This is a genomic window from Flavobacterium sp. ACN6, from assembly GCF_002304005.1.
Taxonomy (GTDB): domain Bacteria; phylum Bacteroidota; class Bacteroidia; order Flavobacteriales; family Flavobacteriaceae; genus Flavobacterium.
Genome location: NZ_MRCQ01000020.1, coordinates 29,802 through 56,088 on the forward strand (window position 1 = coordinate 29,802; position 26,287 = coordinate 56,088).

General features: G+C 37.3%; 23 protein-coding genes. 7 read left to right on the forward strand and 16 right to left on the reverse strand.

Features of this window, described 5'->3' with window-relative positions; all coding sequences use genetic code 11:
- Positions 1-24 precede the first annotated feature (24 nt).
- Complete coding sequence (locus BSF42_RS21355) at positions 25-2,055, forward strand: ATP-binding protein (RefSeq protein WP_095955129.1); 2,031 nt, start codon at positions 25-27, stop codon at positions 2,053-2,055.
- 118 nt (positions 2,056-2,173) lie between these two features.
- On the opposite strand, the gene hxpB is transcribed toward BSF42_RS21355, so the two are convergent.
- Positions 2,174-2,857, reverse strand: a complete 684-nt coding sequence (hxpB, locus tag BSF42_RS21360; RefSeq protein ID WP_095955130.1) for a hexitol phosphatase HxpB — start codon at positions 2,855-2,857, stop codon at positions 2,174-2,176.
- A 290-nt stretch (positions 2,858-3,147) separates the two neighbouring features.
- On the opposite strand from hxpB, the gene BSF42_RS21365 reads away from it, so the two are divergent.
- The 3 genes from BSF42_RS21365 to BSF42_RS21375 all read left to right on the forward strand — a co-directional run bounded on the left by BSF42_RS21365 (position 3,148) and on the right by BSF42_RS21375 (position 5,001).
- Positions 3,148-3,573, forward strand: coding sequence for a response regulator (locus tag BSF42_RS21365; protein WP_095955131.1), 426 nt, complete (start codon positions 3,148-3,150; stop codon positions 3,571-3,573).
- 475 nt (positions 3,574-4,048) lie between these two features.
- Positions 4,049-4,426: a response regulator gene (locus BSF42_RS21370; RefSeq protein ID WP_095955132.1), complete on the forward strand. Its 378-nt coding sequence runs from the start codon at positions 4,049-4,051 to the stop codon at positions 4,424-4,426.
- 149 nt (positions 4,427-4,575) lie between these two features.
- Positions 4,576-5,001 (forward strand): response regulator, encoded by a 426-nt coding sequence (locus tag BSF42_RS21375; protein WP_095954564.1) that lies wholly within the window; start codon positions 4,576-4,578, stop codon positions 4,999-5,001.
- 197 nt (positions 5,002-5,198) lie between these two features.
- On the opposite strand, the gene BSF42_RS22570 is transcribed toward BSF42_RS21375, so the two are convergent.
- Positions 5,199-5,345 carry a hypothetical protein gene (locus BSF42_RS22570; RefSeq protein ID WP_172426736.1) on the reverse strand — a complete coding sequence of 49 codons (147 nt, stop codon included), beginning with the start codon at positions 5,343-5,345 and terminating at the stop codon, positions 5,199-5,201.
- Between the two features lie 427 nt (positions 5,346-5,772).
- Here BSF42_RS22570 and BSF42_RS21380 point away from each other — a divergent pair, with 427 nt between their 5' ends.
- Together BSF42_RS21380 and BSF42_RS21385 are read left to right on the forward strand one after the other, a co-directional pair.
- Positions 5,773-6,999: an MFS transporter gene (locus BSF42_RS21380; RefSeq protein WP_095955133.1), complete on the forward strand. Its 1,227-nt coding sequence runs from the start codon at positions 5,773-5,775 to the stop codon at positions 6,997-6,999.
- A 264-nt stretch (positions 7,000-7,263) separates the two neighbouring features.
- Complete coding sequence (locus BSF42_RS21385; RefSeq protein WP_095955134.1) at positions 7,264-7,554, forward strand: hypothetical protein; 291 nt, start codon at positions 7,264-7,266, stop codon at positions 7,552-7,554.
- Positions 7,555-7,649: 95 nt separating this feature from the next.
- Here BSF42_RS21385 and BSF42_RS21390 read toward each other — a convergent pair whose 3' ends face one another.
- Positions 7,650-8,279, reverse strand: a complete 630-nt coding sequence (locus tag BSF42_RS21390; RefSeq protein ID WP_095955135.1) for a DNA-3-methyladenine glycosylase — start codon at positions 8,277-8,279, stop codon at positions 7,650-7,652.
- A gap of 1,491 nt (positions 8,280-9,770) precedes the next feature.
- Between BSF42_RS21390 and BSF42_RS21405 the strand changes: the two genes are divergently transcribed.
- Complete coding sequence (locus BSF42_RS21405) at positions 9,771-10,907, forward strand: Gfo/Idh/MocA family protein (protein ID WP_095955137.1); 1,137 nt, start codon at positions 9,771-9,773, stop codon at positions 10,905-10,907.
- 326 nt (positions 10,908-11,233) lie between these two features.
- Here the strand turns inward: BSF42_RS21405 and BSF42_RS21410 are convergent, their stop codons facing one another.
- From BSF42_RS21410 to BSF42_RS21470, 13 genes are all read right to left on the reverse strand, one after another.
- Entirely contained in the window at positions 11,234-12,052 is an 819-nt protein-coding gene (locus BSF42_RS21410) for an alpha/beta fold hydrolase (protein ID WP_095955138.1), read from the reverse strand.
- Positions 12,053-12,269: 217 nt separating this feature from the next.
- Positions 12,270-14,636 (reverse strand): FdhF/YdeP family oxidoreductase, encoded by a 2,367-nt coding sequence (locus tag BSF42_RS21415; protein ID WP_095955139.1) that lies wholly within the window; start codon positions 14,634-14,636, stop codon positions 12,270-12,272.
- Between the two features lie 41 nt (positions 14,637-14,677).
- Positions 14,678-15,556, reverse strand: a complete 879-nt coding sequence (gene fdhD / locus BSF42_RS21420) for a formate dehydrogenase accessory sulfurtransferase FdhD (RefSeq protein ID WP_095955140.1) — start codon at positions 15,554-15,556, stop codon at positions 14,678-14,680.
- Between the two features lie 115 nt (positions 15,557-15,671).
- A complete protein-coding gene (locus BSF42_RS21425) occupies positions 15,672-16,187 on the reverse strand; it encodes a thioredoxin domain-containing protein (protein ID WP_095955141.1) in 516 nt (171 codons plus the stop codon).
- A gap of 2 nt (positions 16,188-16,189) precedes the next feature.
- Positions 16,190-16,651: a redoxin domain-containing protein gene (locus tag BSF42_RS21430; RefSeq protein WP_095955142.1), complete on the reverse strand. Its 462-nt coding sequence runs from the start codon at positions 16,649-16,651 to the stop codon at positions 16,190-16,192.
- On the reverse strand, positions 16,635-17,354 hold the full coding sequence (locus BSF42_RS21435; RefSeq protein WP_172426737.1) for a YoaK family protein: 720 nt from the start codon (positions 17,352-17,354) through the stop codon (positions 16,635-16,637). Before BSF42_RS21435 ends, BSF42_RS21430 begins: the two co-directional genes overlap by 17 nt.
- A gap of 5 nt (positions 17,355-17,359) precedes the next feature.
- On the reverse strand, positions 17,360-18,406 hold the full coding sequence (locus tag BSF42_RS21440) for a cupin domain-containing protein (RefSeq protein WP_095955144.1): 1,047 nt from the start codon (positions 18,404-18,406) through the stop codon (positions 17,360-17,362).
- A gap of 257 nt (positions 18,407-18,663) precedes the next feature.
- Positions 18,664-19,215 (reverse strand): antibiotic biosynthesis monooxygenase, encoded by a 552-nt coding sequence (locus tag BSF42_RS21445; RefSeq protein WP_253251133.1) that lies wholly within the window; start codon positions 19,213-19,215, stop codon positions 18,664-18,666.
- A 21-nt stretch (positions 19,216-19,236) separates the two neighbouring features.
- Positions 19,237-20,295 carry an NADH:flavin oxidoreductase/NADH oxidase gene (locus BSF42_RS21450; protein ID WP_095955146.1) on the reverse strand — a complete coding sequence of 353 codons (1,059 nt, stop codon included), beginning with the start codon at positions 20,293-20,295 and terminating at the stop codon, positions 19,237-19,239.
- A 120-nt stretch (positions 20,296-20,415) separates the two neighbouring features.
- The gene (locus BSF42_RS21455) at positions 20,416-20,973 is read right to left on the reverse strand and encodes a hypothetical protein (RefSeq protein WP_095955147.1); all 558 of its coding nucleotides are present in this window, start codon (positions 20,971-20,973) and stop codon (positions 20,416-20,418) included.
- A gap of 425 nt (positions 20,974-21,398) precedes the next feature.
- Positions 21,399-23,612 (reverse strand): hybrid sensor histidine kinase/response regulator, encoded by a 2,214-nt coding sequence (locus tag BSF42_RS21460; RefSeq protein ID WP_095955148.1) that lies wholly within the window; start codon positions 23,610-23,612, stop codon positions 21,399-21,401.
- 79 nt (positions 23,613-23,691) lie between these two features.
- Positions 23,692-24,387 (reverse strand): LytTR family DNA-binding domain-containing protein, encoded by a 696-nt coding sequence (locus tag BSF42_RS21465; RefSeq protein ID WP_095955149.1) that lies wholly within the window; start codon positions 24,385-24,387, stop codon positions 23,692-23,694.
- 46 nt (positions 24,388-24,433) lie between these two features.
- Positions 24,434-24,907 carry a Dps family protein gene (locus tag BSF42_RS21470; RefSeq protein WP_095955150.1) on the reverse strand — a complete coding sequence of 158 codons (474 nt, stop codon included), beginning with the start codon at positions 24,905-24,907 and terminating at the stop codon, positions 24,434-24,436.
- Positions 24,908-26,287: the final 1,380 nt, after the last annotated feature.

The window sequence follows — 26,287 nt, forward strand, 5'->3', positions numbered from 1 at the left end:
GAGGGTAAAAGCTCCGTCCTGCATATGGCCCTTGATGTAACCCAGCAGCTGTTGGCACGCCGAAAAATCGAAGAAAGCGAGAAACGATTCCGTTCGCTTATCGAAGAAGCTCCCGTGGGTACATGCCTTTACGTAGGGCCTGATATGCGAATAGAGATCGCTAACAAAATAATTTTGGATCTCTGGAAAAGAAGCAGTGATGTAATTGGGAAAAATATGATAGATGTTTTTCCTGAAGCGAAAAGCCAGCCTTTCCCCGAAATTCTTAAAGAAGTGTACAGGAGCGGTAAGCAGTATGAGCAGAAGGGTGCCAAAGCAGCTATTTTAGTTGGTGATCAGCTTGAGACTTTCTATTTTGACTTTACCTATAAACCCCTGCTTGATTCCGAGAATAAAGTATATGCTATTCTGGATGTAGTAATCGATGTTACCAGTCAGGTCAAGGCAAAAAAACTGCTGGAGGAAAACCAGGAATTTATTCGTAAAATATTTTATACTTCTCCTGTAGCCAATAGGGTTTATACAGGAAATGACATGATACTGCAGGAAGAAAACGAGAAAATGCTTGAAATTTTCGGACGTGATGCTGCTATAATCGGAAAGCCAATACTGAATTCCATTCCAGAATTTAAAAATACAGATTTGTATGAAAGATACAGTGAAGTTATAGCAAAAGGGCAAATGTACAATGCATCAGCCCAACGAATTGAAATAATCAAAAATGGGGAACCTTATTTAGGATATTACGATTATACGTACAAACCTCTTTTTGATAATGAAGGAAAAACTTATGGTGTTATCTGTATTGCCATTGATGTGAGCGAGCAGGTGTATGCCAGACAAAAACAGCAGGAGGCAGAAGCAGGTTTAAGAGGAGCTGTGGAGCTGGCACAGCTTGGTACCTGGAGTATTGATGTTGCCACAAATGGTCTTGTCTATTCCGATCGTCTTATAGAATGGTTTGGTTATGACCCGGCCAATAGGGATTTTAATGTGGTGATACCAATCCTTGGCGAAGAAGATCAGCAGCGCGTGGCAAAAGCAGTGGAGCGGGCACTTAACGTGGAATCTGGCGGCATATATGATGAAGTGTATACGGTTATACATCCCAAAACGGGACATAAAAGAATTTTGCATGCGCAGGGAAAAACTGTGTTTGACCTTGCCGGGAATCCTATTAGAATGGATGGTACGGCCCAGGACGTTACTAGTCAGTACGAACATCAAATGGCACTGGAGCAGGAAGTAAAATTACGCACAGAGGAACTGGCTGCGGCAATTGAAGAGCTGCGCACGACCAATGAGGATTTGGAGAAATTGAATATTGATCTGATGCAGTCCAATGAAGACCTGGCGCAGTTTGCCTATATAGCATCACATGATCTTCAGGAACCGCTTCGAAAAATAATTACTTTTTCGCAATTGATGCAAAGCAGTCTTGGTGAGAATATCACGGATAAAGTGCAGGCTTACATGGATAAGATTGTCCACTCTACCGAGCGCATGAAAGCGCTGATAAGTGACGTCCTGAATTACTCCAGGCTTGCCAAGACTGACGAACAGTTCACTCAGGTCAGCCTAAATGAAATTGCAGGACATCTTGCGGCGGACTATGACCTGCTTATAGAGCAGAAAAATGCCAAGTTAGTCATAGGAGATCTGCCTGTTATCAAAGCAAATGCAGTCCAAATGTCGCAATTGTTCAGAAATTTGATCGGAAATGCGCTCAAATTTAGTCAGACGGACAAGGAACCCATAATTACAATATCTGCAGTAGAGGCTGCTCTTAGTGATCTTGATAAATTGCAGATTTTTAAAACAAACAGGAAATATTATAAAATTGAGGTAAGGGACAACGGAATAGGTTTCGAGCCGGAATATGTTGATCGTATCTTCCAGATTTTTCAACGCCTGCACAGTAAGTCACAGTATGAAGGAACCGGTATTGGTCTTGCAATGTGCAGAAAGATCGTTCAGAATCATGGCGGCGATATCTATGCTGAAAGCCAGTTGGGACAAGGGGCCGTCTTTACAATTTTACTGCCTGAAAATTAGGCAGTTTAAATCTCACTTAAAGGCAGAGTTAATGACATTCATTGAAAATAGGAAGGAAGTGCTTTGCGTGCAAGGCAACTATTGAAAAGATAATCAAACAGATTCATGTCTGCTGTCCTTAAGATAATGCGGAAAGCCGGCGTAATATAATGTGATTATCTGCATGCTCGAAATTCTGGATGACAGAATGAGCAATACTGAGGTCTAAGACATTATTTCCATTTGTAAAAGCAATGACTTTCAAACCCGCTCTTTGAGCGGCAAGCATTCCCGAATACGAATCCTCAATGGCGATGCAGTCAGCAGGATTAATATTCAGCTTTGAGCATGTACTTAGATATACAAAGGGATACGGTTTTCCGTTAATTTCACTATCGGAGGAAGATATGGCATCAAAGTATGGTGTCAATTTTAATTTTTCCAGCACAGCGGGTATAATTTTGTACGGCGAATTGGTAGCCAGTCCCACCTTGTAACCTTGGGATTTGATTTTCTTAACGAAATTTCTTACTCCGCTTATTTCACAATTTTCATTTTCAACAAGTTCAATTACGCGGGAAGTAACCAATTGTTCAACCTCTTGGATACCAGTGTCTTTCCAGTCAAATCTGCTTTTCCAGAATTCAGTTACCTCTTTGGTAGTCATCGTCTTTGTTTTAGAGGCCAGTTCTTTTGTTACAGTAACTCCAAGGGAAGAAAAAATTTCAAATTCAGCTTTTTGCCACAAGGGCTCAGAGTCAACTAGAACTCCATCCATATCAAAAACAACAGCTTTTTGTTTTAAACCGCTTTTATTGTGCATCCTGCTTAATTATTTAAATTTATTTTTGTCATATTGATCCTCTTTATCTTTTCATTTAATGATTTATTCATCGCTTCAAAAGTATCTGAGTTTGATTATCAAATTAATTAAGTTTAAAGAGACAATATTCCCAAAGATATATTTTTTTAGCAGACTATGACAGGGCGACTGTGAATTGTTTGTAACATGTTTGTTTGTAAGTGGGAGTACTAGTTTGAAATACATTTTTTGAAACCAACCTTAATTGAGTTTTATTGTTACCTTGCAGCTAAAGATTAATAATAAAACCCATGAACAAAAGCGGCCCCATAATAATTATAGAGGATGATATAGATGATCAGGAGTTTTTGGGTGAAGTTTTCAATAAGCTTCAGTATTCAAATGAAATCATTTTTTTTGGAGATGGAGAACAGGCTCTTAATTATCTTACAGAAACAAGCATTGAACCTTTTATTATTTTTTCGGACATAAATATGCCCAAATTAAATGGGATTGAACTGCGGGCCAAAGTGCATGAAAAAGAAGATTTAAGGATGAAATCCATTCCGTTTCTGTTTTTTTCTACTGCTGCAGAGCAGCAGCATGTTGTCGAAGCTTATTCAAAATCGGTTCAGGGATTCTTTATTAAGCCATCGGATTTTAATCAAATGGCAGCAATGATTAAAAATATTGTAGAATACTGGCAAAACTGTGTCTCACCAAATTACATAAAATAACTGTGTTCTTAAGAATGCTTTAAATAAAACGGTCTGAATCTTTAGCTTCCGGCGGTTTATGAAATAAATTGCATTATTAAACAGCCATCATCTCAAGGGTAAAAGTTTTCTGTCAAGGACATAGAGTTTCAGTACTTAAAATTTCTGTTTGTTGCTTTTGATATAAATTGTACAAATTCACTGCTGTTTTTTAATAGATTAAGGCTGATTAAAGATATAATACTCAATTAAGCCGACACTAGTTTAAATATTGTAAAACCCAATCGTCATTGTGTAAAAAACTAACTTTGGAGCATTGTAATTTTGGATGTATAAAAATATGTCAGAACATGCTGATTATTACTATATCAATCTTGATACATTAATTAAGAGATGTAAATGCTTAGAAATTTTTTTAAAAATAATTTCGCATTCCTGATTTAATCTAGGTCTTTTAGCTTTACTATATTGTCTACAGACTATTAAATAAAACGCCATGTCATATAAAAATATACTCCTAATAGACGATGATAGTGAGGATACCGATGTATTTCTGGAGGCTGTCAATTCACTCGATAAAAATATCAACTGCCTTGTCCAAAATAATCCAGTCCAGGCCTTGGAGTATTTAAAAAATTTAGAAATACTGCCAGATTTAATATTTGTGGACTTCAATATGCCGGTTTTAAATGGAAATGAACTTATTGGCAGAATGAGGGAGGTGGTAAGATTACAGGCTATACCAGTTATTTTATATTCTTCCTATTCAGAAACTGCAGCAGATAGGCTCTTTATCATCAATGACTCGCAGTATATTACCAAGCCCAGCAATTTTAATGAATTGGTCGCTGTATTAAAAGAAATTCTGGAATAATATTGACCATTGTGAAAACATCCTTTTTGTGAGGGTAAAACAGGATAACCATTCCATGGCATATAATCTGTTTAGTAAACTCACTTTTAGCCGTTTATTTTATAAAAAAATGTACTTTAGTTGTGTATTAATCCAAGATGCTAGATAAAATGAACAGAAAAGGACCCATAATTATTATCGAAGATGATCAGGACGATCAGGAGATTTTACAAGAAGTTTTTGATAAACTTTCCTACCCAAATAAAATTATATTTTTCAGCGACGGCGAGGCTGCCCTGGATTTTCTTACTTCTTCTGATGTTGATCCTTTTATTATTTTTTCCGATATCAACATGCCCAAACTCAGCGGTATTGAGCTTCGTGAAAGGATTCATCAAAATGAAAGTATGCGCCTGCGCACAATTCCTTATTTGTTTTTTTCCACAAGTGCTGAGCAGAAGCACGTGGTGGATGCCTATTCAAAATCTGCGCAGGGCTTTTTTATAAAGCCGGCCGGTTTTAAGGAAATTGAAGAGACAATGAAAACTGTTATTGAATACTGGCTAAAGTGCGTGGCTCCAAACTATATAAAATAATACAACGCATTAGTTTTTGTTTTGTGCAGCTGAAAAAAAAAATATATACGATAACGCATTTGATTACAGAAAGGCGGTCCTGCATCCATTTTTAGGCTCTCAGAAACTTTTGCCGCTTCACAATAAAAGTTAAATCTATTACAGACTTTGCTGCTCACTGCAATAGTGCAGTTTAATATAGATCAAAAGCAGCATACTTACGTAGTCATTATATACTCTCTGCGTTCTGTTTTATCGAAAGGGTCTGTGAAGACAGTACCATTGTCTTTTTCACCAGAATGCTGTTGTACTCCTAACTTCTGCTGAATTTCTGTAACTAATCTCAGAGCATATTTGTGATGCATTGGTTTTAAAGATCGTCTGTTAATAGCAGTGTTAGCAGACTTTTTACATAGAAGTGGAATAATTTTTACTTAAAGTTTCAATTGATCAGCTCCAATGATTTTAAATTACCATTAATACAGCGGTAAGTGGCTTACGGAATTCAAAGTTTTATAATAATAATTTCTATAAATTTAATTACACTGTATTAATTCGAGCAATCTGTTAAAAGTAGATCATGTGCCTGTTTAAATACAAATAATAATATTCTATAGGGTAAATTTGCATCAGTGAAAAACAGTAATCTGACTATTTATTAATTTATCATTTTTAATAGAAGTCTTTTACTGATTTAGTCTGCAGGAAATGAATTCCTGCAAATATGCTGCTAATTTGAATTACACTTGGCGAATCCTTAAAAAAGGCGTCTCATTAACTTAAAGAATACCCATGCCAATTATTTCCAATAAAAAAATTAAAAAAGGGAATCAGAAAATATCGACCTTGCTGGCCTTTGCTCTTATACCTCTTTCTGGTTTTGCTACAGACATTTACCTTCCTTCAATGCCTTCCATGGGAACAGCTCTTAAAATAACTAGTCTAGAGGTGCAGCTGACACTTACTATATTTCTGATAAGTTATGGTGTAGCGCAATTATTTATTGGAAGTATTGTAGATAGTTTTGGCCGCTACAATATCAGTCTCACTGCGATGGTGCTTTTTATTATATCTTGTCTCATAATAGCCAATACCAAGAACATTTATCTTATCTATGCAATGAGGCTCATTCATGGAATAACAGTAGCTGGTATTGTAGTTTCTAAAAGAGCCTACTTTGTTGATGTCTTTGAAGGGGAACAGCTGAAAGTATATTTGAGCATCTTTACAATAATCTGGTCTACAGGCCCCATAATTGCGCCCTTTATAGGAGGGTATCTGCAGGATGTATTTGGCTGGGAATCTAATTTTTATTTTTTGGCTTTCATTGCATTTGTGATATTTATACTTGAGGTAATATACAGCGGTGAAACCATAAAAACTCCGATGGAATTTAATCTAAAGAAAATTGCTGGAGTTTATTTGGAAATGCTCAGTACTCCAAGTTTTGTAATGGGAATTTTCATGCTTGGACTGGCCTATTCCATGGTGATGGTCTATAATATGTCAGGTCCTTTTATTATTGAGCACGAACTGCTGCTCACTCCTGTTACGGCAGGATACTGTTCCCTGATTTTAGGATTTGCCTGGATGACAGGTGGTTTTATCGGTAAAGCCACAATTCAATTCCCCTTCTACAAAAAAATGGCAGTGAATATTCTGCTGCAGTTTATTTTTGCAGCTGCAATGATTTTTACTCTTGGCTTCTATGTGAATATTTTTACACTGGTGTTTTTTGCCTTTTTAATTCATGTGTGCTCAGGTTATACCTATAATAATTATTTTATATTCAGCCTAAGCAGGTTTCCTAAGAATGCAGGTATAGCAGGAGGACTTACCGGGGGGATCGTCTATATTCTGGTATCCTTTCTAAGTTATATCATTATTGCCGTCCTTCCGGCAAAAGACCAATATAATCTCAGTTACAGCTATTTGATTTTAGCACTGCCGTCTGGTCTTTTAATGTTTATTATCGCTCGCTATATCAGAGAAAGCCCTGAACTTTCAAAACGAGGTTAAAAGCTGGCAGGGCTATTTGTACGAGAGACTTAGGGAAAATTAAAGAACCGCCGGACATCCCAAGATTTCCTTTAAATGAAGATCATCAATACAATGATGTTTTCTGCTGTATCTTTTACAGTCATGCTGCTGTTCTGTAAAATTATATAAATACTGGTTTATTCACGTAATTATCCTATAAAGGAATTTATAAATTAAAAAACTGATGGAAAATCAGTTTTTTAATTTTGAGTGTACAATTTTATAAACTTAAATGAACGGAAGATGAAAACACTTTTGAAAATTAAAATCGTAATGCTGTTTTTAATCACAGCTTTTATATTCTCCTGTAAAAAGAATGAAAATAATGATGTAAATCCTACTGGAATTAAGTCCGACACAATGGACATGTCTGCTGATACAATAGGTCCGGCGCTGGATTCCTCTGCGACATTAAATCCCGAGCAGAACGGACAGCATGGAACTACAGGCGCAACAGGTGAAGGGGCGACTGGCTCAGGTACAGCCGGTTCAACACAAAAAGGGAATCAGAATATAAGAACGGACTTTATTTAAAGATTTTCTTTAATTAAAATATAAATCTCTCAACAGTGTTGAGAGATTTTTTATTTATAAAAAGCAGACCGTAGTGGAAAGTCTAATCAGGATGTTTAAATTTTTGGTATCCTGCTGACATATTTATTGTTTTTGATGAAAAAGCGCCAGGGCAAGAGTGCGTGATCTCCTGCATATTCAACCCCGACTCTCGGTACAGCGGCTATTTGATCATCATCATAACGAAAGCCATGGTCTTCAACCCAGATTTCATCTCCAGCGAGTTCTTTTTTATTAAATCCACTGTCAATTCCCAAAGCTTTTGCAGTAGATCCAGGCCCGGAGGTAATGCGGGAATTTCCAGCATTAAGGTCGCGTCTGCTTTCTATGGCATCTATTCCTTTGAAAGGTTCCACGGCACGGATTAAAACTGCATGGGGTTCTCCTTCACAGGCAGTGACAATATTGAATAAATAATGAATACCGTAACATAAGTACACATAAGATATGCCGCCATGCTGGTAAAGCGTTTCGGTTCTGGCAGTTCTTCTTCCTCCATATGCGTGGGAAGCTTTGTCAGCAATGCCCATATAGGCCTCTGTTTCAACTATAATTCCGGCAGTTATCTTTCCGTCAACCTGCGTGAAGAGCACTTTTCCAAGCAGGTCTTTAGCCAGAAAGAGAACATCAGGATTCTGATAATAAGAATAAGGGAGCTTAAAAGGGATTGAAGGATTTTTTTTCATATGAATTTATCGTGGAAATAAGATACGTTTGAAAGCAGATATGTGTTGTAAAATTACTACTCCTTTAATAATTTATAATAGTGTTTGGATTATAATGTTTTTAGTAATGTAGGAATCTTTAATTATATTAGTTTGTGCCACTAGTAATTTTTATTTTTATAAGCTAGTTTTAATTTAAGGTAAAAAGGAATATTCATGATTAAAGATTAACATTTTTATATATTTATCCAACTACTATATTAAAACTTTCTCTTGAAAACTTGATTATTTGCCATATTATCGGCCAGATTACGAATGATGTTTTTGTAAGATTTTGTTTTGTAAAATTTGTACCTTATTTGTACCTCGAGATTGCTTAACCTTTATGAAATACGGAAAGTTAATTTCTGTATTGGGAAGTAAAAGGGTAGTGGATTAGATGTGTTGGTGGTTAATTATTACACCTAACATTTACAGAAAATCATTGATTTCTAGTAATATCGTATAAAAATTAAAACAGCCTTTGTGCTGTTTTTTTTATTGAAATTCGAAAGGTGATAAAGAATGGAAAAATTATGCATATCGGGCTAATAGAAGAGATATAAACCAAAATATTATTCAATTAACTAAAGAAGCCACAACATTAGTGAAAAGTATCGCTTCAATTGCTAGAAATATTTCCAAACCCATTATTAGCAGAGGCAAAACTTATGAAGTCGATGAGCTGTGCACTTATATCAGACACAAGAAAAATTACATTTGGTTAGTTTATGCCCTGTAAAAGAATTCTAAAACAGTTGTGAGTTTGAATATGAGAAACGAAACATTAATGCCAGTTCTCTATTATCGTCCTGTCACCCTGTGGAATTTATAGCAATTCATTTGTTTGATATCCTGATTTTAAATGCTTTCTTTTTTTTCTCAGAAATTTTAGGTAATCAATCAGATGTTTGTGGCGGCTGATTAGTTTCAGGATTTTAGTTGTTTTATCTTAAACATCCCTAGTGTGATTTTCTGTCTGCTTGCCCAAGAGGCAATTGGAATATATGCTGGTTTTGTATGGTTATTTCCATGTGAGAAATTCAAATTAATACAAGACATATTAGGAGTTCCTGCCGTTTGGTTTATTGTACAACCCTATCATTTTTTAATCCTCTTCCAGATCTTATATAAGCTCCTTATTGCAGTACAATATATCGTGTTTATTCGGCTGTGGCCACTTTAAAATTTCACTAGTGTACATTGCCGGCGGTAGTTATATAACTTACAGCTTTCTGAAGTGCATGTACTTTAGTTAAGATGATAAGAATTTTAAATTGCGTTTTGAAATAGGGTATCAATATGGATTTGTTTTTTGTTCTTATTGTAAATGCAAATAGTATGCTGCTTTCTTTCCATGAAGGATTCTGTAAAATAATATTTTGAAACTGCATAGAATAATCGTAACTTGATTTTCAATTCGTTACAGTACAGATGTTCCAGTAACGACAGTATTTGTTTAAAAATCAAGATATGAAAAAATACAAAATTGGCATAATAGGCTACGGTGGATTTGGAAAATTTCTTTACCACTGGTGGAATAAAATGGCGCAGGCACAGGTGGCCGCTGTGGCGGATTCAGGTGGTCATTTCCAGCAGACACAGGATTGTCGCTGGTATGAGAATTGGCAAGAGCTTCTTGAGGACCCTGAAATAGAAATCGTCAGTATTGTAACACCGCCAGGTCTTCATGCCGAAATGGCCTGCGCAGCCATGCGCGCTGGAAAGCACGTTCTTTTGGAAAAACCTGCCGCAGTTACTGTGCAGGATGCCGAGAGAATACTTCAGGTACAGAAAGAAACCGGAAAAAGCATTACGGTAAATCATATGATCCGCTACAATCCCATCATACAGGCTTTAATGAGCCTGGGGGAAAGTGGTGCTTTGGGTACGATCCGCCATGCAGTAGTCAATAATTATGCCCAGGACCAGACTCTGCCAGCAGACCATTGGTTTTGGGATGAAACACTTTCAGGCGGGATTATGGTAGAACACGGCGTGCATTTTTTTGATATTATCAATTGCCTTGGCGGACAGCATTATACTAAGGTGTATGGCTGCTGGGACAATCGAAATGAGTGGCAGCGCGACCGCGTATCGGCAATGGTTCTCTACGATCAAGGACTTATTGCGAGTTACTATCACGCCTTTTCAGGGCCGGGCTTTTTTGAACAGACGACTATTAATCTGGCTTATGATCTGGCACAGGTTCAAATTGAAGGCTGGATTCCGATGAAAGGAACACTCAAGATTCTCGTGAATGCCCAGAACAGGGAGAAGCTGCAATTGCTTCCAGGCTGGTCAGAGACTGCCGCAGAGATTTTTGGAGATGTAACAGACCTTTCCAGACCTGAGGGTTGGGGAAGTACTGATGAAGCCACTGCTGATAACGAATTGGTTTATACAGCGGGCAGGACTTATAAAGCAGATACGATGGTTTCCGGTACATTTGAAATTCCCAGTACAAAAGGAGAAGTGTACGGAAAAAGCGTACAGCTGCTTGTTTTAGATCTCATTCAAAAGATAGAAAATCCTGAGCATCAGCTTGCTGTGACCCTTGAAGATGCTGTTGAAGCATTGAAAACTGCGGTGCTGGCTTCTAAGCAGTAAGTTACAGAGGAGAGATACGGCGAATGGATACTCTAGCTGAAAGTTTTTGGTAAATAATTGAGAAGTAAAATACTTAAAGAATTCTACTCTAACATCGGAAGACAAAAGATGGCCATCTGGTCATCTTTTGTTTGATAAAACTTAAAAATATTATTATCATAATTATACTATAAATTTCCATAATAAAGGCATTTGCTCTCTGCAAACGCCTTTTTTGTTTTAATTCCACAGCAATCACTCACATGGCAGCAGATCAGCAATTAGATTAAAAAAACCTGCACAATCAAATTGATATGCAGGCTTTGAGCTGGAAAGGAATTTATTATTTAAGATTTAATAAATTCTAGAATTTCGTTATTGATTGTTTGTGCTTCTGTAGTAGGCATTCCATGAGGAAATCCCGGATACGAAATTAGTTTTCCGTTTTTCAAAAGTTTTGCTGCCCTTGGTGCCTGGTCAAAAGGAACAATTTGATCGTCTTCTCCATGGAGAACCAAAACTGGAATATCTAAACTCTTAAGATCTTCTCTAAAATCTGATTCAGAGAATGCTTTGATTCCGTCGTAATGCGCTAAAACAGAACCCATCATTGCTTGACGCCACCAATTGTGTTTAACTCCTTCCTGAACGGTTTGTCCTTCGCGATTCCAACCGTAAAAGGCTATTGGAAAATCATAAAAATACTGCGCTCTGTTAAATCCGGTTCCTTGTCTAATTTCGTCAAAAACAGACAAAGGCACACCTTCAGGATTAGATTCGCTTTGGATCATAATTGGCGTTACAGCACTAATTAAAACAGCTTTAGCCACGCGTTCTTTTCCGTATTTCGCTGCATAACGCACCACTTCACCGCCACCAGTGGAGTGGCCAATGTGAATAGCATTTTTTAGATCCAATGCCGCTGTCAATTCAGCAATGTCGGAAGCGTAAGTTTCCATATTGTTCCCTTCTGAAGTTTGTCCAGAGCGTCCGTGTCCCCGTCTGTCATGGGCAATAACTCTATATCCCTGTTGTAGGAAAAACATTATTTGTATATCCCAGTCATCACTAGATAACGGCCATCCGTGGTGAAAAACTATTGGCTGACCTGTTCCAAAATCTTTGTAAAAAATCTCTGTTCCGTCTTGTGTTTTAAATGTACTCATTGTTTTATGGTTTTATGATTAATAATTTTAAGAGGTATTCTAATTTGTATATTATAATTATTTAAGTTTTAGCATTTTTTCTATGCAGCACGCGATTCTTGTGCAGATTTTTTGGCATGCAGAACCTGTCTATCAATATAGAAGAAGTATTACTTTATTTACTTTTATCTATAAGATGGACTCGAAATCTATCAGTTAATATTCAGATTGAAAAGAGTTAGATTTTCTTTATCTTTTCATAAATGGCAGGATCGTGTTTTTTTACTTTTATTTTCACGTATTTCGATGCCGGCATATTACTTTCCTTAACCACATTATTTACAGAAACTAAAACATTTGTTTCGGGAAAATAAGTAACTGTATTGCGCTCCGGTATTTGATAGGACACTATCAGAAATAAAGGCGCAATTCTTTCAATGCCATCATCATAATTAAATAAATCTACTTTTTCACCAGCTTTTAATCCTGCCTTATCGATATCTTTTTGATTCATAAAAATAACTCTTCGTTCATTTTTGATGCCTCGATATCGGTCGTCCATGCCGTAAATAGTGGTGTTAAACTGGTCATGCGTGCGTGTTGTAGCCATCATATATTCGTCTGGTCCAAGTTCGTTGTCTGGAATTTCAGTTATTGTAAATGCTGCACGATCAGCCGATTCTTTAGCTTTAAATTCTCCGTGACGCGGAGCATTTGGAAGATAAAAACCGCCTTTTTCCCTGACTCTGCTATTGTAATTTTCAAAACCCGGAATACAATTTTCTATCGCTTCTCTCACGTCATCATAGCTGTCATGATAACGTTTCCAGTCAATAACTGATTTTTCTCCCAGCACTGCCAAGGCCATACGGCAGACAATCTGCATTTCGTTTATAAACTGATCTGATATGGGTTTAAGAACGCCTTTGGATGATTGTACCACACCCATGGAATTTTCGGTACTGATAATCTGCACTTCGTTATTAACAATATCCATATCACTTCGTGACAGCGTCGGAAGTATCAAAGATTCTTTTCCGTGTATCAAATGTCCTCTGTTAAGTTTTGTAGAAACGCATACCAGCAGTTTTAATTTTCGAAATGCTGCTGCGGTGTAAGCAGTATCAGGTGCCGCCGATAGAAAGTTTCCTCCCATGCAGAACAGAAATTTCACTTTTTCTTCGTGTATGGCTTTAATGCTCCCAACTACATCATAACCATGTTCTCTTGGCGGATTAAAACCAAAATAAGCCTGCAGGCGGTCTAGCTGCTCATTGGTAGGTTTTTCATCAATCAGCATGGTTCTGTTTCCCTGTACGTTACTGTGTCCGCGGACAGGACAAACCCCAGCTCCTGGTTTTCCGATGCTTCCTTTAATCAATAAAATATTGACAATTTCTCTGATCATGTCAACGCCGTTGGGCTGCTGTGTAAGTCCCATTCCCCAGCAGACAATGATTCTTTTTTTAAAGGCGATAATCTCGGCAGCTTCAATAATTAAATTTTTAGGAACACCGGAAAGAAAAGCAAGGTGGTCCAAATCTAAATTTTCAAATTGTTTTTCAAAATTTTTAAAACCAGTGGTTTTATCTCTGATGAAATCCTGATCAAAAACCTGCCCTGGATTTTTCTTTTCCAATTCAAGGAGCAATAGTTCGATGGCTTTCAGCAGTGCCATATCGCCATTTATTTTTATGGGTAGAAAAAGATCGGCCAATTTGCCGCCCGACCCAATTATTCCCTTTATTGCCTGAGGATTATGGAATCCCATTAAGCCAGCTTCGGGCAGCGGATTAACCGCAATAATTTTCGCTCCATTTTTCTTGCCTTTTTCTAAAGCGCTCAGCATTCGCGGCGCATTAGTGCCGGGATTCTGTCCGATTATCACAATTACATCTGTATCATAAAAATCTTCTAAGGTTACTGTTCCCTTTCCGATGCCGATTGTAGTTTTCAAAGCAGTTCCAGAAGTTTCATGACACATATTAGAACAATCCGGCATATTATTGGTTCCAAATTCCTTTGCAAAAAGCTGGTAAAGAAACGAAGCCTCATTGCTGGTTCTTCCTGATGTATAAAAAGCAGCTTCATTGGGAGATTCCAAGGCATTTAAATGAAAAGCTATTTTTGCAAAAGCTTCATCCCAGCTGATTGGCTGATAATGTGATGCCCCAGCGGGTAAATACATCGGCTGGGCTAACCTTCCCATTTTTCCAATTTGGTAATCGTCTAATTGTGAAAGACTGTAAACAGAGTTTTCTTTAAAAAAAGCAGCGGTAACTTTTTTAGTCGTGGCTTCTTCTGCTAGAGCTTTTGCACCATTTTCGCAGTATTCACCCAAAACAGACCGGTCATCATCAGGATCCGGCCACGCACAGCTGGAGCAGTCAAATCCACCTTTTTGATTCATTTTAAACAAAGCCTGACCACCTCTAAGAACTGATTTGTCTTCGATAAGATCGCTCACCGCTGCCAAAACCGCAGGTATGCCGGCAGCCCATTTTTCTACTTTTGTAATTTTAAGTTTTGAAAGCTGGTATGGATTTTCCGCGTCAGGCAATTTATTAGACAAATTATCTGTGTTACTTTGTTGATCTTCCTTCATTAGACTTTGGTTTAATTGGTATCGTGATAAATTAGGATATACTATTTTACGGTTGTTGTGATCACTGTTTGATCTGATGCATTGTATATGTTGAATCTGTTTTCTTTAAGAAATCCCAAAAGCGTAATGTTAAATTCTTGCGCAAGTTCCACTGCCAGACTCGACGGAGCACCAATGGAAGCAATTATGGAAATTCCTGCCATTGCGGCTTTTTGGATTAATTCAAAACTCGCTCTGCCGCTCAGAAGTAAAATATGCTCATTTAAAGGCAGCGAAGTGCTTATAAGAGACTGCCCGATTAATTTGTCTAAGGCATTGTGTCTTCCTACATCTTCGGTTAAGAGAATCAAATCGCCTTGAGTATTAAAAAGTCCCGATGCATGCAGACCTCCAGTTGAAGTAAAGTCACTTTGAGCTGTTCTTAATTTTTCTGGCAGCTTATAAAATACAGCAGCTGCAATTGTAATTCTTTGTCTTGTTAAATTTCCAAAAGGACTTACCGTTTTTATGGACTGAATCGAACTTTTTCCGCATACACCACAGCTTGAAGTAGTGTAAAAATTGCGATCTGTCTGCATCAAATTTGGACTGAAATTTTCCTTAAGATCCACCTGTACAATATTTTGTTTGTCAGACAAACAATTCATTTTTACAGCGTAAGCATCATTTATCTCTTTATAGGAAGTAATAATTCCTTCCGTAAATAGAAAACCTACCGCGAGTTCTACATCATTACCCGGAGTACGCATGGTAACCGAAATATTCTTTTGAACTCTCTCTGCGTTAGCAGTATAAGACAATCTAATTTCAAGAGGTTCTTCGATGGAAAGGGTATCTAAAAATGATGTGGTTTCAATACCGTCTATTCTTTGGACACTCACGTGCTTAATGGAAACTAATTCCGAATAATTTATTTCCATGATAGTGGACTTAAGGTTGTTAGGTAAATTTAATTAAAAATTGGCTCAAAATATATATTTTACTTCATTAATTAATGAACGTTTACTGGATTTTGAACTGTTTTTAGTCCTGCACCTATTTCACAATTTCGCTCATTAACTGTAGTAAATCTTCTGGGCCTCCGTTAAATTTTCTGCCATTAACAAATAGGGAAGGAGTACCGTTTACACCGCTCATAATACCGCTTTCAAAATCAGAATCGACTTTTTCTGAAACTGCAGCTTTTTTGATATCAATATTGAATTGATGAGAATCCAGCTCCAATTTCCCTGCTAGCTCTAGTAAAAAAGCTTCGCTCAAATATTGCTGATTTTCATAAATAGCATCGTGCATTTCCCAGAATTTTCCCTGCAGTGCGGCAGCTTCTGCCACAATTGCTGCCGGACGGGCATACTGGTGCATTTCGGATAGTGGAAAGTTTCTAAATACAAATTGTATTTGTTTTCCATATTTGTTCATCATTTCTTTAAGAACTGGATAAGCGGCACCGCAGTACGGACATTGATAATCTCCATATTCTACAAGTACGATTTCTGCATCTTTTTTTCCTTGTATATGGTCAGTTGGACTAACCGCTGGTTTTAGTGACATAATTAGTTGTTTTTAAGTGTTTCTAAAGCTTCTAAGATTCCATCTGCTCCCGGGTTCACCGCAGTTGGGGAGAGGTAACTCCATTGTATGATTCCGTTTTTGTCAATTACAAAAAGTGCGCGGCTGCATTGCCCTTCACTTTCGTTGTAGACGCCGTATTCTTTTGAGATTTCTCCTTTAGGTTCGAAATCAGCCAGTAAGGGAAAGTGCAGGTTTCTGGATTGAGAAAAAGCCGTGTGGCACCATTTACTGTCTACAGAAATACCAAAAATTTCAGCATCGTATTTTTTAAAATATTTGATGGTCTCATTATAAAGTGCCATCTGGTCACTGCAAACCGGACTCCAGTCGGCAGGATAAAAAGCTAAAATCACATTTTTACCTCTAAATTCTGACAAGGTGATTTTCTGGTCGGGTGTTGCATATAATGTAAAATCTGGCGCAACTTCATTTTTCTTCAGCATAAGATTTAGTTTTAAGGTTAATTTCTTTAATTGGTAACAGCACTGCACAAATCAATAATGTTATGGCGGGCAGCATCAAAGTCCATTTTCCCAGCTGACCGATTACCAGGGGCGCAGTAAAAGCACCCGAAATAAAACCGATCCATAAGAGTGTTAAACGAATCACATTGATTTTATACTGCTTTCTACTTTTTTGGTCACTGCTCAAACTAAACTGGGCAGCGTTTGCAGCAAGACTATTTAAAGTCCCTGTTACGAAATCTGTATTTATTTTTTGACTTCCTACAGCGGTCACTATTGTATTCATAACTCCTGTTGAAAAGCCTATCACGGCAATCGATACTAGGGTGTGTATAGTGTAATATTGATTTATTGCCGTATACATAATCAGTATTCCTGAAACAATGTAAAAAGGCAGCGCTGGCATTTTAAAATCTTTGGATAATGATAAACAGGTACCTGCAAAAATCCCGAGCATAAAACAAACAATTGCGGTGCATGTTGTAATTAGTATGGAAGCTTTACCATTTGACAGGGAAATTCCTAATTGTGTTGTATTACCGCTCATAAACGAAACGTAAATTTTCCATTTTAAAATTCCAACAGCATCCAGATATCCTGCAGTCAAAGCAAGGAATACCGCTAATTTTTCCTGTATTCTGATTTGCTCAGAAGAAACGTTGAAATCTGTTTCAGCAGTCAAAATGATTATTTTTTGGGTTGGATAAATACCTTACTCTTTGGGAATTTTTCTATCTCATCTTGCGCTAGACCAAAATTGGTTACGACTACATCTTTTGGATTTCCTGCAAGCCATTCGCTTAGATCAATAGATTGATACTCGCCTCTGTTAAATCCGATTAGGATTTTACAAACCGTATCTCCCGTATTTTTGATATAATGTCCCGCGCCCATTGGTACATAACCGACATCTCCAGCATTGAATTGTTCAGTTACCACTGTACTTTCTGCTAAAAAGACCGACATTTCGGCTTGACCGGAAATATAATACTGCCATTCATCGGCATTGGGATGCCAGTGCATTTCTCTTAAAGCGCCCGGCTGTAATTCTATAATTGATCCTGCCATTGTGGTGCTGATAGGAAATTCCCTGCTTGTTACCAGTCTCTGCAGACCCCCGCCGGGAATTATTCTAGGCTGCTGCGCATGCAGGGGATAGCGGTGTAAATTGGTTAATTCGATAGCTGCTACTTCAGAGCGGGGAGCAGCATTAAAAGATAATTCGTCAGGAACAATTCCAGCTGCAAAATAGGCTTCTTTTTGAGGTAATGCAGCAACCTGTTCTAAAGTAATTCCCAAATTTTGAGCGACAATTTCCGCGGGCATGCTTGAAACAAAGTCCGTAACGCTGAAAGTATGATCTTCGGAAAAATTACCATTATCAAAAATTAAAATGAAATGACACTCTGCTGTTCCTGTTGCTTGTATAGAATGTCCGTAGCCTTTTGGGAAATACCATACATCTCCTGGTTCAAAATTATCAGTATAACTATGACCGTTTGGATGAATAATTGTGGTGCGTACCGTTCCTGAAATAACGTAAGCCCATTCTGCTGCATTTGCATGCCAGTGCAGCTCGCGCATGCTTCCCGGCTGTAACCGCATGGAAACTCCTGCGATGCCGATAGATGCTGGAAAATCTTTTACAGAAGCTCCTCTTGTTGTACCGCCGTCATTGGTGCGCGGTTCTTTTTTTTCTAACTCGTATTTAAAACTTAAAAGTTCAGTGTTCATGGTAATAGCTTTTGATGATTAATTATACTGGTTTGTTAATTCTATTGTAAAGCTATTGAAGATATACAGCATCTATTGGTCAAATTCGTTAGACAGGCATAAACTGTCGTTGAGTTTACTATTAGAAACCGTTAGTACAATCGAGAGCAGATTTCTGCTTAAATTTTAAAAAGCAGTTACTGTTTTACGTAAAATATAAAACAAAAAAAATCACTGTGAAGGCAGTGATTTTCAATCTTATAAAGAGGATAGTTTGATTATTTATATAACCACTTTTTAATAAGTCTGGTGTAATTGGGCATAACAGCAAATACCATTAAAAAGACAATGAAACCTGAAATTACCAAAGCGTCCAAATAATGATAAGAAGGAATTTTTAAAAATCTTAAAAAGGGCAGTGCAAATAATGGTATTAAAAGTGATAAAGGATAAATGGCAGACCAGGTAACAAGGAACTGTTTCCATCGTACAGGAACCTTGCTTCCTTCGTTTTCACCATTAAAAAGAAAATCCAAACCCGATTTTATCTGATAGTTGTCATTTTTTCTAAAAAAAGGATTGGCTTTTTCGATCAGCAGTTTCCTATTGTCTGACTTCATCCAGTTTTTTAGATTTTCAATATCGTCAAATCGGATAATAACCGTATAAACAAAAGTCAGATGGGCAATCGGACGTACAATCTGCAGATCGATAAAACCTTGTGAGTGTTTGGTAATGGGAACAATTTCGTCCAGCCATTTTTCATATTCTGATTCTTTTCCATCCAAAACATGGTGGGTAATTACCACAGATGCGCCTTGATTTTCCATAATACTATTTGTTTAATGCTGTTAAAAAGCTCTTTTATACTGCCACGGAATTTCTATATCCATTTCTAATTCTTTGGCGGCGTGGATGCTAAAGTAAGGATTTCGCAGATGTTCTCTGGCAATAACCACTAAATCAGCTTTATTTTCTGTGATAATTGTATCTGCCTGCTGGGCGTCCGTAATCATTCCAACTGCTCCTGTTAAAATGCCCGTCTGCTCTTTAATAGTTTGTGCAAACGAAACCTGATAACCCGGATATACTTTATCCTTACTAACATTGGTAAATCCTCCTGCAGATGCCGTTATAAAATCAACACCATTTTCTTTTAATATTTTTGCAAGCGCAACGCTGTCTTGTAAAGTCCAGCCCAGAGCAGTTTCTATATAATCAACCGCTGAAATCCGAACCATCAGGGGCATCTCTTCTGGAATTACTTTTCTGATTTCCTGCACTGTTTCAATCAGTAATCGGATTCTGTTGTCAAAACTACCGCCGTATTGATCCGTACGCTGATTGATAACCTGCGAGTAAAATTGGTGGAATAAATAGCCGTGTCCCGCATGGAGTTTTATAGTATCAAATCCAGCATCAACGGCGCGCAGTGCTGCTTTGACAAATGATGTTTTCAGCTCCTGAATTTCGGCAATAGTAAACGCTTTGGTCAGTACTCCATTAACTTCTGAGGCAGAGGATGATTTTACGCTCCAGCCGCCTTCTTCCGCTGTTAGTGGTTTCATTCGCTCATTTGGATGATGCAGACTTCCTTTGGCACCGGAATGCCATAATTGAATTCCAATTTTTGCATCCTGTTGCTGTACAAAATCTACAATGTTTTTCCATGCATTTTGCTGCAGGTCATTCCAAATTCCAACATCAGACAGCGTTGCTAATCCTTCGGGAGCTACTGCTGTGCATTCGGTTAGAATTAATCCGGCTCCCCCAACTGCGCGGCTTCCTAGATGCACTAAATGCCAGTTGTTGGGTATTCCGTTCTGAGCGCTGTATTGCTGCATAGGAGATAAAATAATCCTATTTTTTAAAGTAAGGCTTCGTAGTGTTATTGGCGAGAATAAATTCATTTTTATTTTTTTTAGTAGTTAAAAGTATTCCGTTTTAAAACAGCTTCAATTAGTATATTTTACTAGTGTCAAGGTATTTTATGCGCTGTTTTCCTTGAACAATCGTTCTGTATTTCGTTTTTAAAACGGCTGATTATACTTGCCTGTAAGCGCCTTGTTTTCGATGCTTTTAGCAAAATTAGGTGTTTCTTCTCGGTTGTGCGCATCGGAAGCCGCTTGTCTTGAAGCCGCAGCACCGGCTAAATCAATTCCGTGCTCTTTTAGATATACCAGCATTTCTGGTGTTGCAGCCGCGTGGATCTCATTGGTATATAAACAGGTGTTTTCGTCAATTTTGGTTACTTTAAGTTCCCATAAAACCTGAACCTTAGTGCGTCCGTTTTGGGTGATGGAATCTGAAATAGACAGCATGCGGCAGTAGTCAGGACGATGCACTTTAGCTTCATAATGCTGCACCATTAAAGCGTCGCCTATTGTTTCTACGTTAATGGACATTGGCACGCCATTATATGTACTGGTGATTCCCGCGCCTATGTGCTGTGTGGAGCAGCGCTGGTATTCTGCATCTGGAAGATTTAAAAGCCAGTCTGCAATATTTACTTTTTCAATTGGAGCGTTGATTACTGCAGTTACTGCTGAATGTGATAATGCATTTTCTTTGGTTTGAATGATTTCCATAATTGGTTGGTTTTAATTGTTTTACTGAAGTAAATTTACCTTCTTACATTCAGGTTACCATATACTATTCATCCAATGGGCACAAATACCCGTTTAAAAAGCAGAATCAATCGTTCGCGCTGTCATCATCTGCATTTAAAACTATTCGCGAGGCTGGTTCTCAGGCAGTGCTTTAAAATAGGAACAGAGAATCATCTTAATCTGAGAAACTAAGACGTTTCAGCAGCCACTGGGGACGCAGAAAGATTAAACCATATTAATTAGTTGTTTTACTGTGCATTTGATACGTTTTCGAAGACGGAAACCTTGGGATATATTTGAAAATAGAATAGAATAAAAAAAAGACTGCCTTGATAGGTCAGTCTTTTAATTGAATAAATATATAGTAAGATAATCTTTCTTGGATTAACGAGTTATTTTCTTGTCTATTTTAACAGCGATTCTAAAAATAACTTAGCTTCTATAAGCGATAAATTAAGTACGTTTTGTACATCATCTAAGATTTGCTGCAAAATTGTATTTTGTTCTTTTGCCATTTCAAGAATATCAAGTTTCTCTTCTAAGTGAGGCAGTAATCCCATTATGGCAGCACTTGATTGTAAATCGTGAGCCCTGAGTTTTACGACTTTAAAATCCTGATTTTGATAAGCTGTAATAAGCTGCTGCAAATGTACTGGAACGTTTTCAATAAACTGTGTGCTTACTGTTTTTTCGAAGCTTTTGTTCCCGCCGCTTACAGACTGCATATACGTTAGATCAATATAGTGGAAAACGGTATTGTTTTCGGAAATTTTTTCTTCTGCAGATTTTGCATCTTTCAATCCGAAATTGGCAATAAGTTTAAAAAGTTCGTCTTCTTTTATAGGTTTGGAAATGTATTCATTCATGCCGCGGCTGAGACATTTTTCTCCTTCGCCCGGCAGGGCATGTGCTGTCATTGCAATTATAGGAACATCAAGCTGTAGTACTTCGCGGATCTGCTGTACAGCAGTATAACCATCCATTTGCGGCATTTGTAAATCCATCAGCACAAGATCACAGGCTTTATTTCTCAGGTATTCAACGGCCTCCAGACCATTGGAAGCGATTTCAAAATCAATATTCCATTGTGAAAGTATATGCTTCATCAGGCTTTGGTTGATCGCGTTGTCGTCTACCACTAAAACTTTTAATGCGGTATTGGAGATATCTTTATATTGATCGATAGAGTGGGCAGGTAGTGAATTAAGCTGTTCTTTGGCAATCCCGTACGGAATGTAAAAACTAAAGGTAGTTCCTTTTCCCTGTTCGCTGTTTACTTCAATATCGCCTTCCTGCAGCAGGATCAATTTTTTTACAATAGATAATCCCAGGCCTGTCCCGCCGTAATTTCTGGTTGTGGAGTCTTCGCCCTGGTTGAATCTTTCAAAAACTTCAGTTAATTTTTCCTTGCCAATTCCTATTCCGGTATCTGTAATTTTGAAACCCAGTACAATCTTATTTTCGTGCAGCAGTTTTTTATACACTTCAATACTTACGGTTCCCTGATGGGTAAATTTTATGGCATTTCCAATAAGGTTCACCAGTATTTGTGTGAGACGGGTGGCATCGCCAGTTAAGGTATCTGGGATAGAATTGTCCACTTTACTGGAAATGCTTAGTTTTTTTTCTTTTACGCGTTCCGAGAAAAGTGTTTCCACAGAATTCATTAGTCCGTTAATGCTGAATATTCCCGGGGTAATCCGCATCATTCCTGCCTCAATTTTTGATAAATCAAGTATATCGTTAATAATGGTCATTAAATTTTCACCCGAGCGCTGTATAGAAGTTACAAATTCTGCGGCAGTTTCATCTAAAGGTCTTTTCTGCAGTAAATTGGTAAATCCTAATATGCCGCTTAACGGAGTTCTGATTTCATGACTCATATTGGCCAGAAAATTTTCCTTGGTCTGGGCGGCAACAGTTGCTTTTTTTTCTGCTATGTCCAATTCTTTGATCAAAATATGCTGTCTTTTGAATTGGCGCATGATGTGATACCCAATTACAGCGCCGCTTAAAACCAATAAAACCAATAGTGAGAGGTCATATAGTTTAGCTCTGCGGCCCATTTCCTGGCTTAAATTGCTGAGCTCAACCATACGAAGCTGACGCTTGTGATAAATTTTGGCTGTAATATCAGTAATTTCATTGGAAATGATTCGGGCATGCGGATTAGCAATCGAGCTCTCATCATCCATATTGCCTAAAGAGTCGTAACGGTGGAGCAGTTTTCCCTTGGTGACCATTTTATCCTGCGCCAGAACGCCAAGACGCTGTATGAGTTTTTCTTCCTCAAGGTCTTCATTATCTATAGAGAGCGAATCGAGAAAGTTCCTGATCTGCTTAATTTTTTGATCAATGCCTTCCAGGTGTGTAGTATCATTAGTAGCAATAGAGGCCCTGATTCTGCTTTCTACGCCCAAAATGTCGCGGTCGATTTCCCTTAAGTGATTGCTTGAGCGCAGTTCGTTTAACAGTGTATTGTTGTTTCTGATGAGCTCTTTAGTATTTTTGGCCGAATTAATTTGTACAGCAATAAGTAATATACTGCACAAAATAAAACTGCTGATTATAAAATAGCTAAAGCGTTTGTTGCCCATTACGGTAGACGTATTAATCATAAAATGTGTAAATGAATTGTTTTAGCTTAATTGAATAAGACAGGATCTTCTTGAAGCAGCACTCGGTCTAAGCTGCTATTTAAAAAACATTCATTCGCGTGTTAAGCGCTTTTCGGTAGGCATCTGCAACGGGAATGAATTTTTTGTTAATCATAATACCGCCATCTTGTAAAGTATCAATTTTACTGATAGAAACAATGTAGGAACGATGCACCCTAATAAAATCATCTTTTGGCAGGCGCTCCTCGGCCGTTTTCATTTTGCCATGTATGGCGAACATTTTCTCTCGGGTATAAAACTTTACATAATCGCCCATAGCCTCAGCATAAAAAATATCATCCAGTTTTAAGCGTCTTGTAATATTAGAGTCCCTGACAAATAAAAATTCTTCTTTCCCAAACTGTACATTCTCTTTCCGGCTTTCGATAATAGACTGCGCCTTGCTTACTGCTTGTAAAAATCTGGCAGGGGTCACAGGTTTTAGGATGTAATCTGCGATATTCAATTCAAATGCTTCCAGCGCATATTCTTTTTTAGAAGACGTAAAAATGATAATGATATCTTTGCCTGAAAGATTTTTTGTCAATTCGATTCCCGTCATCTCCGGCATTTCTATATCCAGGAAAATCAAGTCAACCTGATTTTCCTGTAAATGATGATACGCCTCAATGGCATTGGAATATTGATTTACAACCGTAAGATTTGGAACTTGTCCAGCAAGGTGTGATAAAGTGGTTCTTGCAATATCATTGTCATCAACGATTAACACTTTCATGGGTTTTGGTTTTTGGTTTAGACAAATATACTTATTCCTTGTTATTTTATCTAAAGTAAGAACGTATCATCCAGGCCATTTCTTCATGAATTTCTATTAATCCTGTAATAAAATCACTTGAACCATAATCTTTGTACTCATCGGCAAAAGGAGTTATGTTGCCGCGGATAAATTCAATAATGCTTTCGTGGTCTTGAAGCAGATCTTTCATAAAACCCAAACCGTCATTTGTTCTCTCGCTGTATTCTGTAAGATGGGTAAGTTCCAGATAGGTTTTCAAGGCTGCCGGTGCATAATGGCCGATTTTACGCATACGTTCAGCCACGCTGTCTATGATTTCATCTAATTGTTTGTACTGGTTTTCAAAGAAAATGTGGTTGGCATGAAAATTATCGCCTGTTACATTCCAGTGCGCATTTCTGGTTTTAGTGTACAGTACAAATTCGTCGGCAAGCAGTTTTGCCAGTTCTTGAGAAACAGCGGCTGTGTTTTTTTCTGTAATACCAATGGTTGCTTTCATAATCTAAGGTTTTAAGTTATAAGCAGTAGTGCTTTTTTTTCTTATGTAAAGTTCATTAGAATATGTATCGGGCGCATTAACTTTTAGGTAAACAGGCAAAATGAGTCGTTGAAATAAAACAGTTGTCTGTTAAGAAATAGAAACGCAAAAGGATATTTAGGATTCAGTTTGGATTAGTTTTTATTTCAAACAATTAAAAAGGGCAGCCAAGATAGCGTCATTGCATCTGCTTCCTGCGCATAACGGACTTCATTTCCTTTGTCCGCCCTTGGGGACTTATAGCACTGTGCATCCGCACTAATGCTTGATCTGTGTTTCTTTTTTGTTCATTTTTCTTCTGAAAATAATTTTGCTACTGTTCCTGTTGGATTATGGAACGGTCGTCGTTGGAATTTTTTGTTTTGAACGCACTTGACTTCTTTTGTAGTCATTATTATACCATCCCTATGCTTCTATAATAGAAAACCAAAAGTTAACTTTCCAATTCATGCAAAAATATTTTCTGCACTTAGACTGTTTACAATATGGTTTATTTTAAAAAATAGTACTTTCGAAGATAACATATAGTCTGCTCCAAAGCTCCAGACACTAAAAAGATAGAATATGAGTAATGCGACAAATTTTAGGCCTAAGTAAGTTTTTTTGATATAGATGGAGTACTGGTTGATTCAGAACCATTGACAGCAAGCTGAATTTGAAATTTTCTCTTCACTGGGAGTTTATTTAACTCAGGAGCTCGCATTGATAACTAAACGCTCTTTAGCTTATCTTTTTTATAGTACTATGTTTAAAAACTGCCTTTAATGGTTTTACGCGCTTACGCAAACATATCAAAAAGAGGTTCACATGTATATTCCGATAATAATTGAATGCCTGCATTGGTAAAATGTGTTAGTTTTATAAGTTTTGCAAATTCTTTACGATTTAGAACCTATCAACTGCCAGAGACTTTATGTTGGGAAATTAATTCAAAACGTTGAAATTACCAACGGACTAGTATAATAGAATGCCTATTTTGAATATTGTAATTTTAAAACAACTCATATATATAGTATATTTATTTATTTATTTATTTGATAAAATAAGTGTTTGTAAATGTTATTTTTTTTGTAAAAACTAAATTATAAGAAAATTCTTTAGCTTTTTTAAAAAATATCAATACATAACTTTTGTATTATCAGAAAGTTAAGAAAAAGTTTTAAAAAAGATTGAAAAAAAATCAATAAAAAGTATTGTAAATGTCAATAAACTGACTACTTTTGCACCCGCTTTGCAACACAAGCGAAACAAAAAAGAAACACGTTCGTAGACATATTGAATTGACAGCCGTCTCGTCGCAGGATGAGACAAAAGAATAAGAGTAATAGAATCGAGAGATTC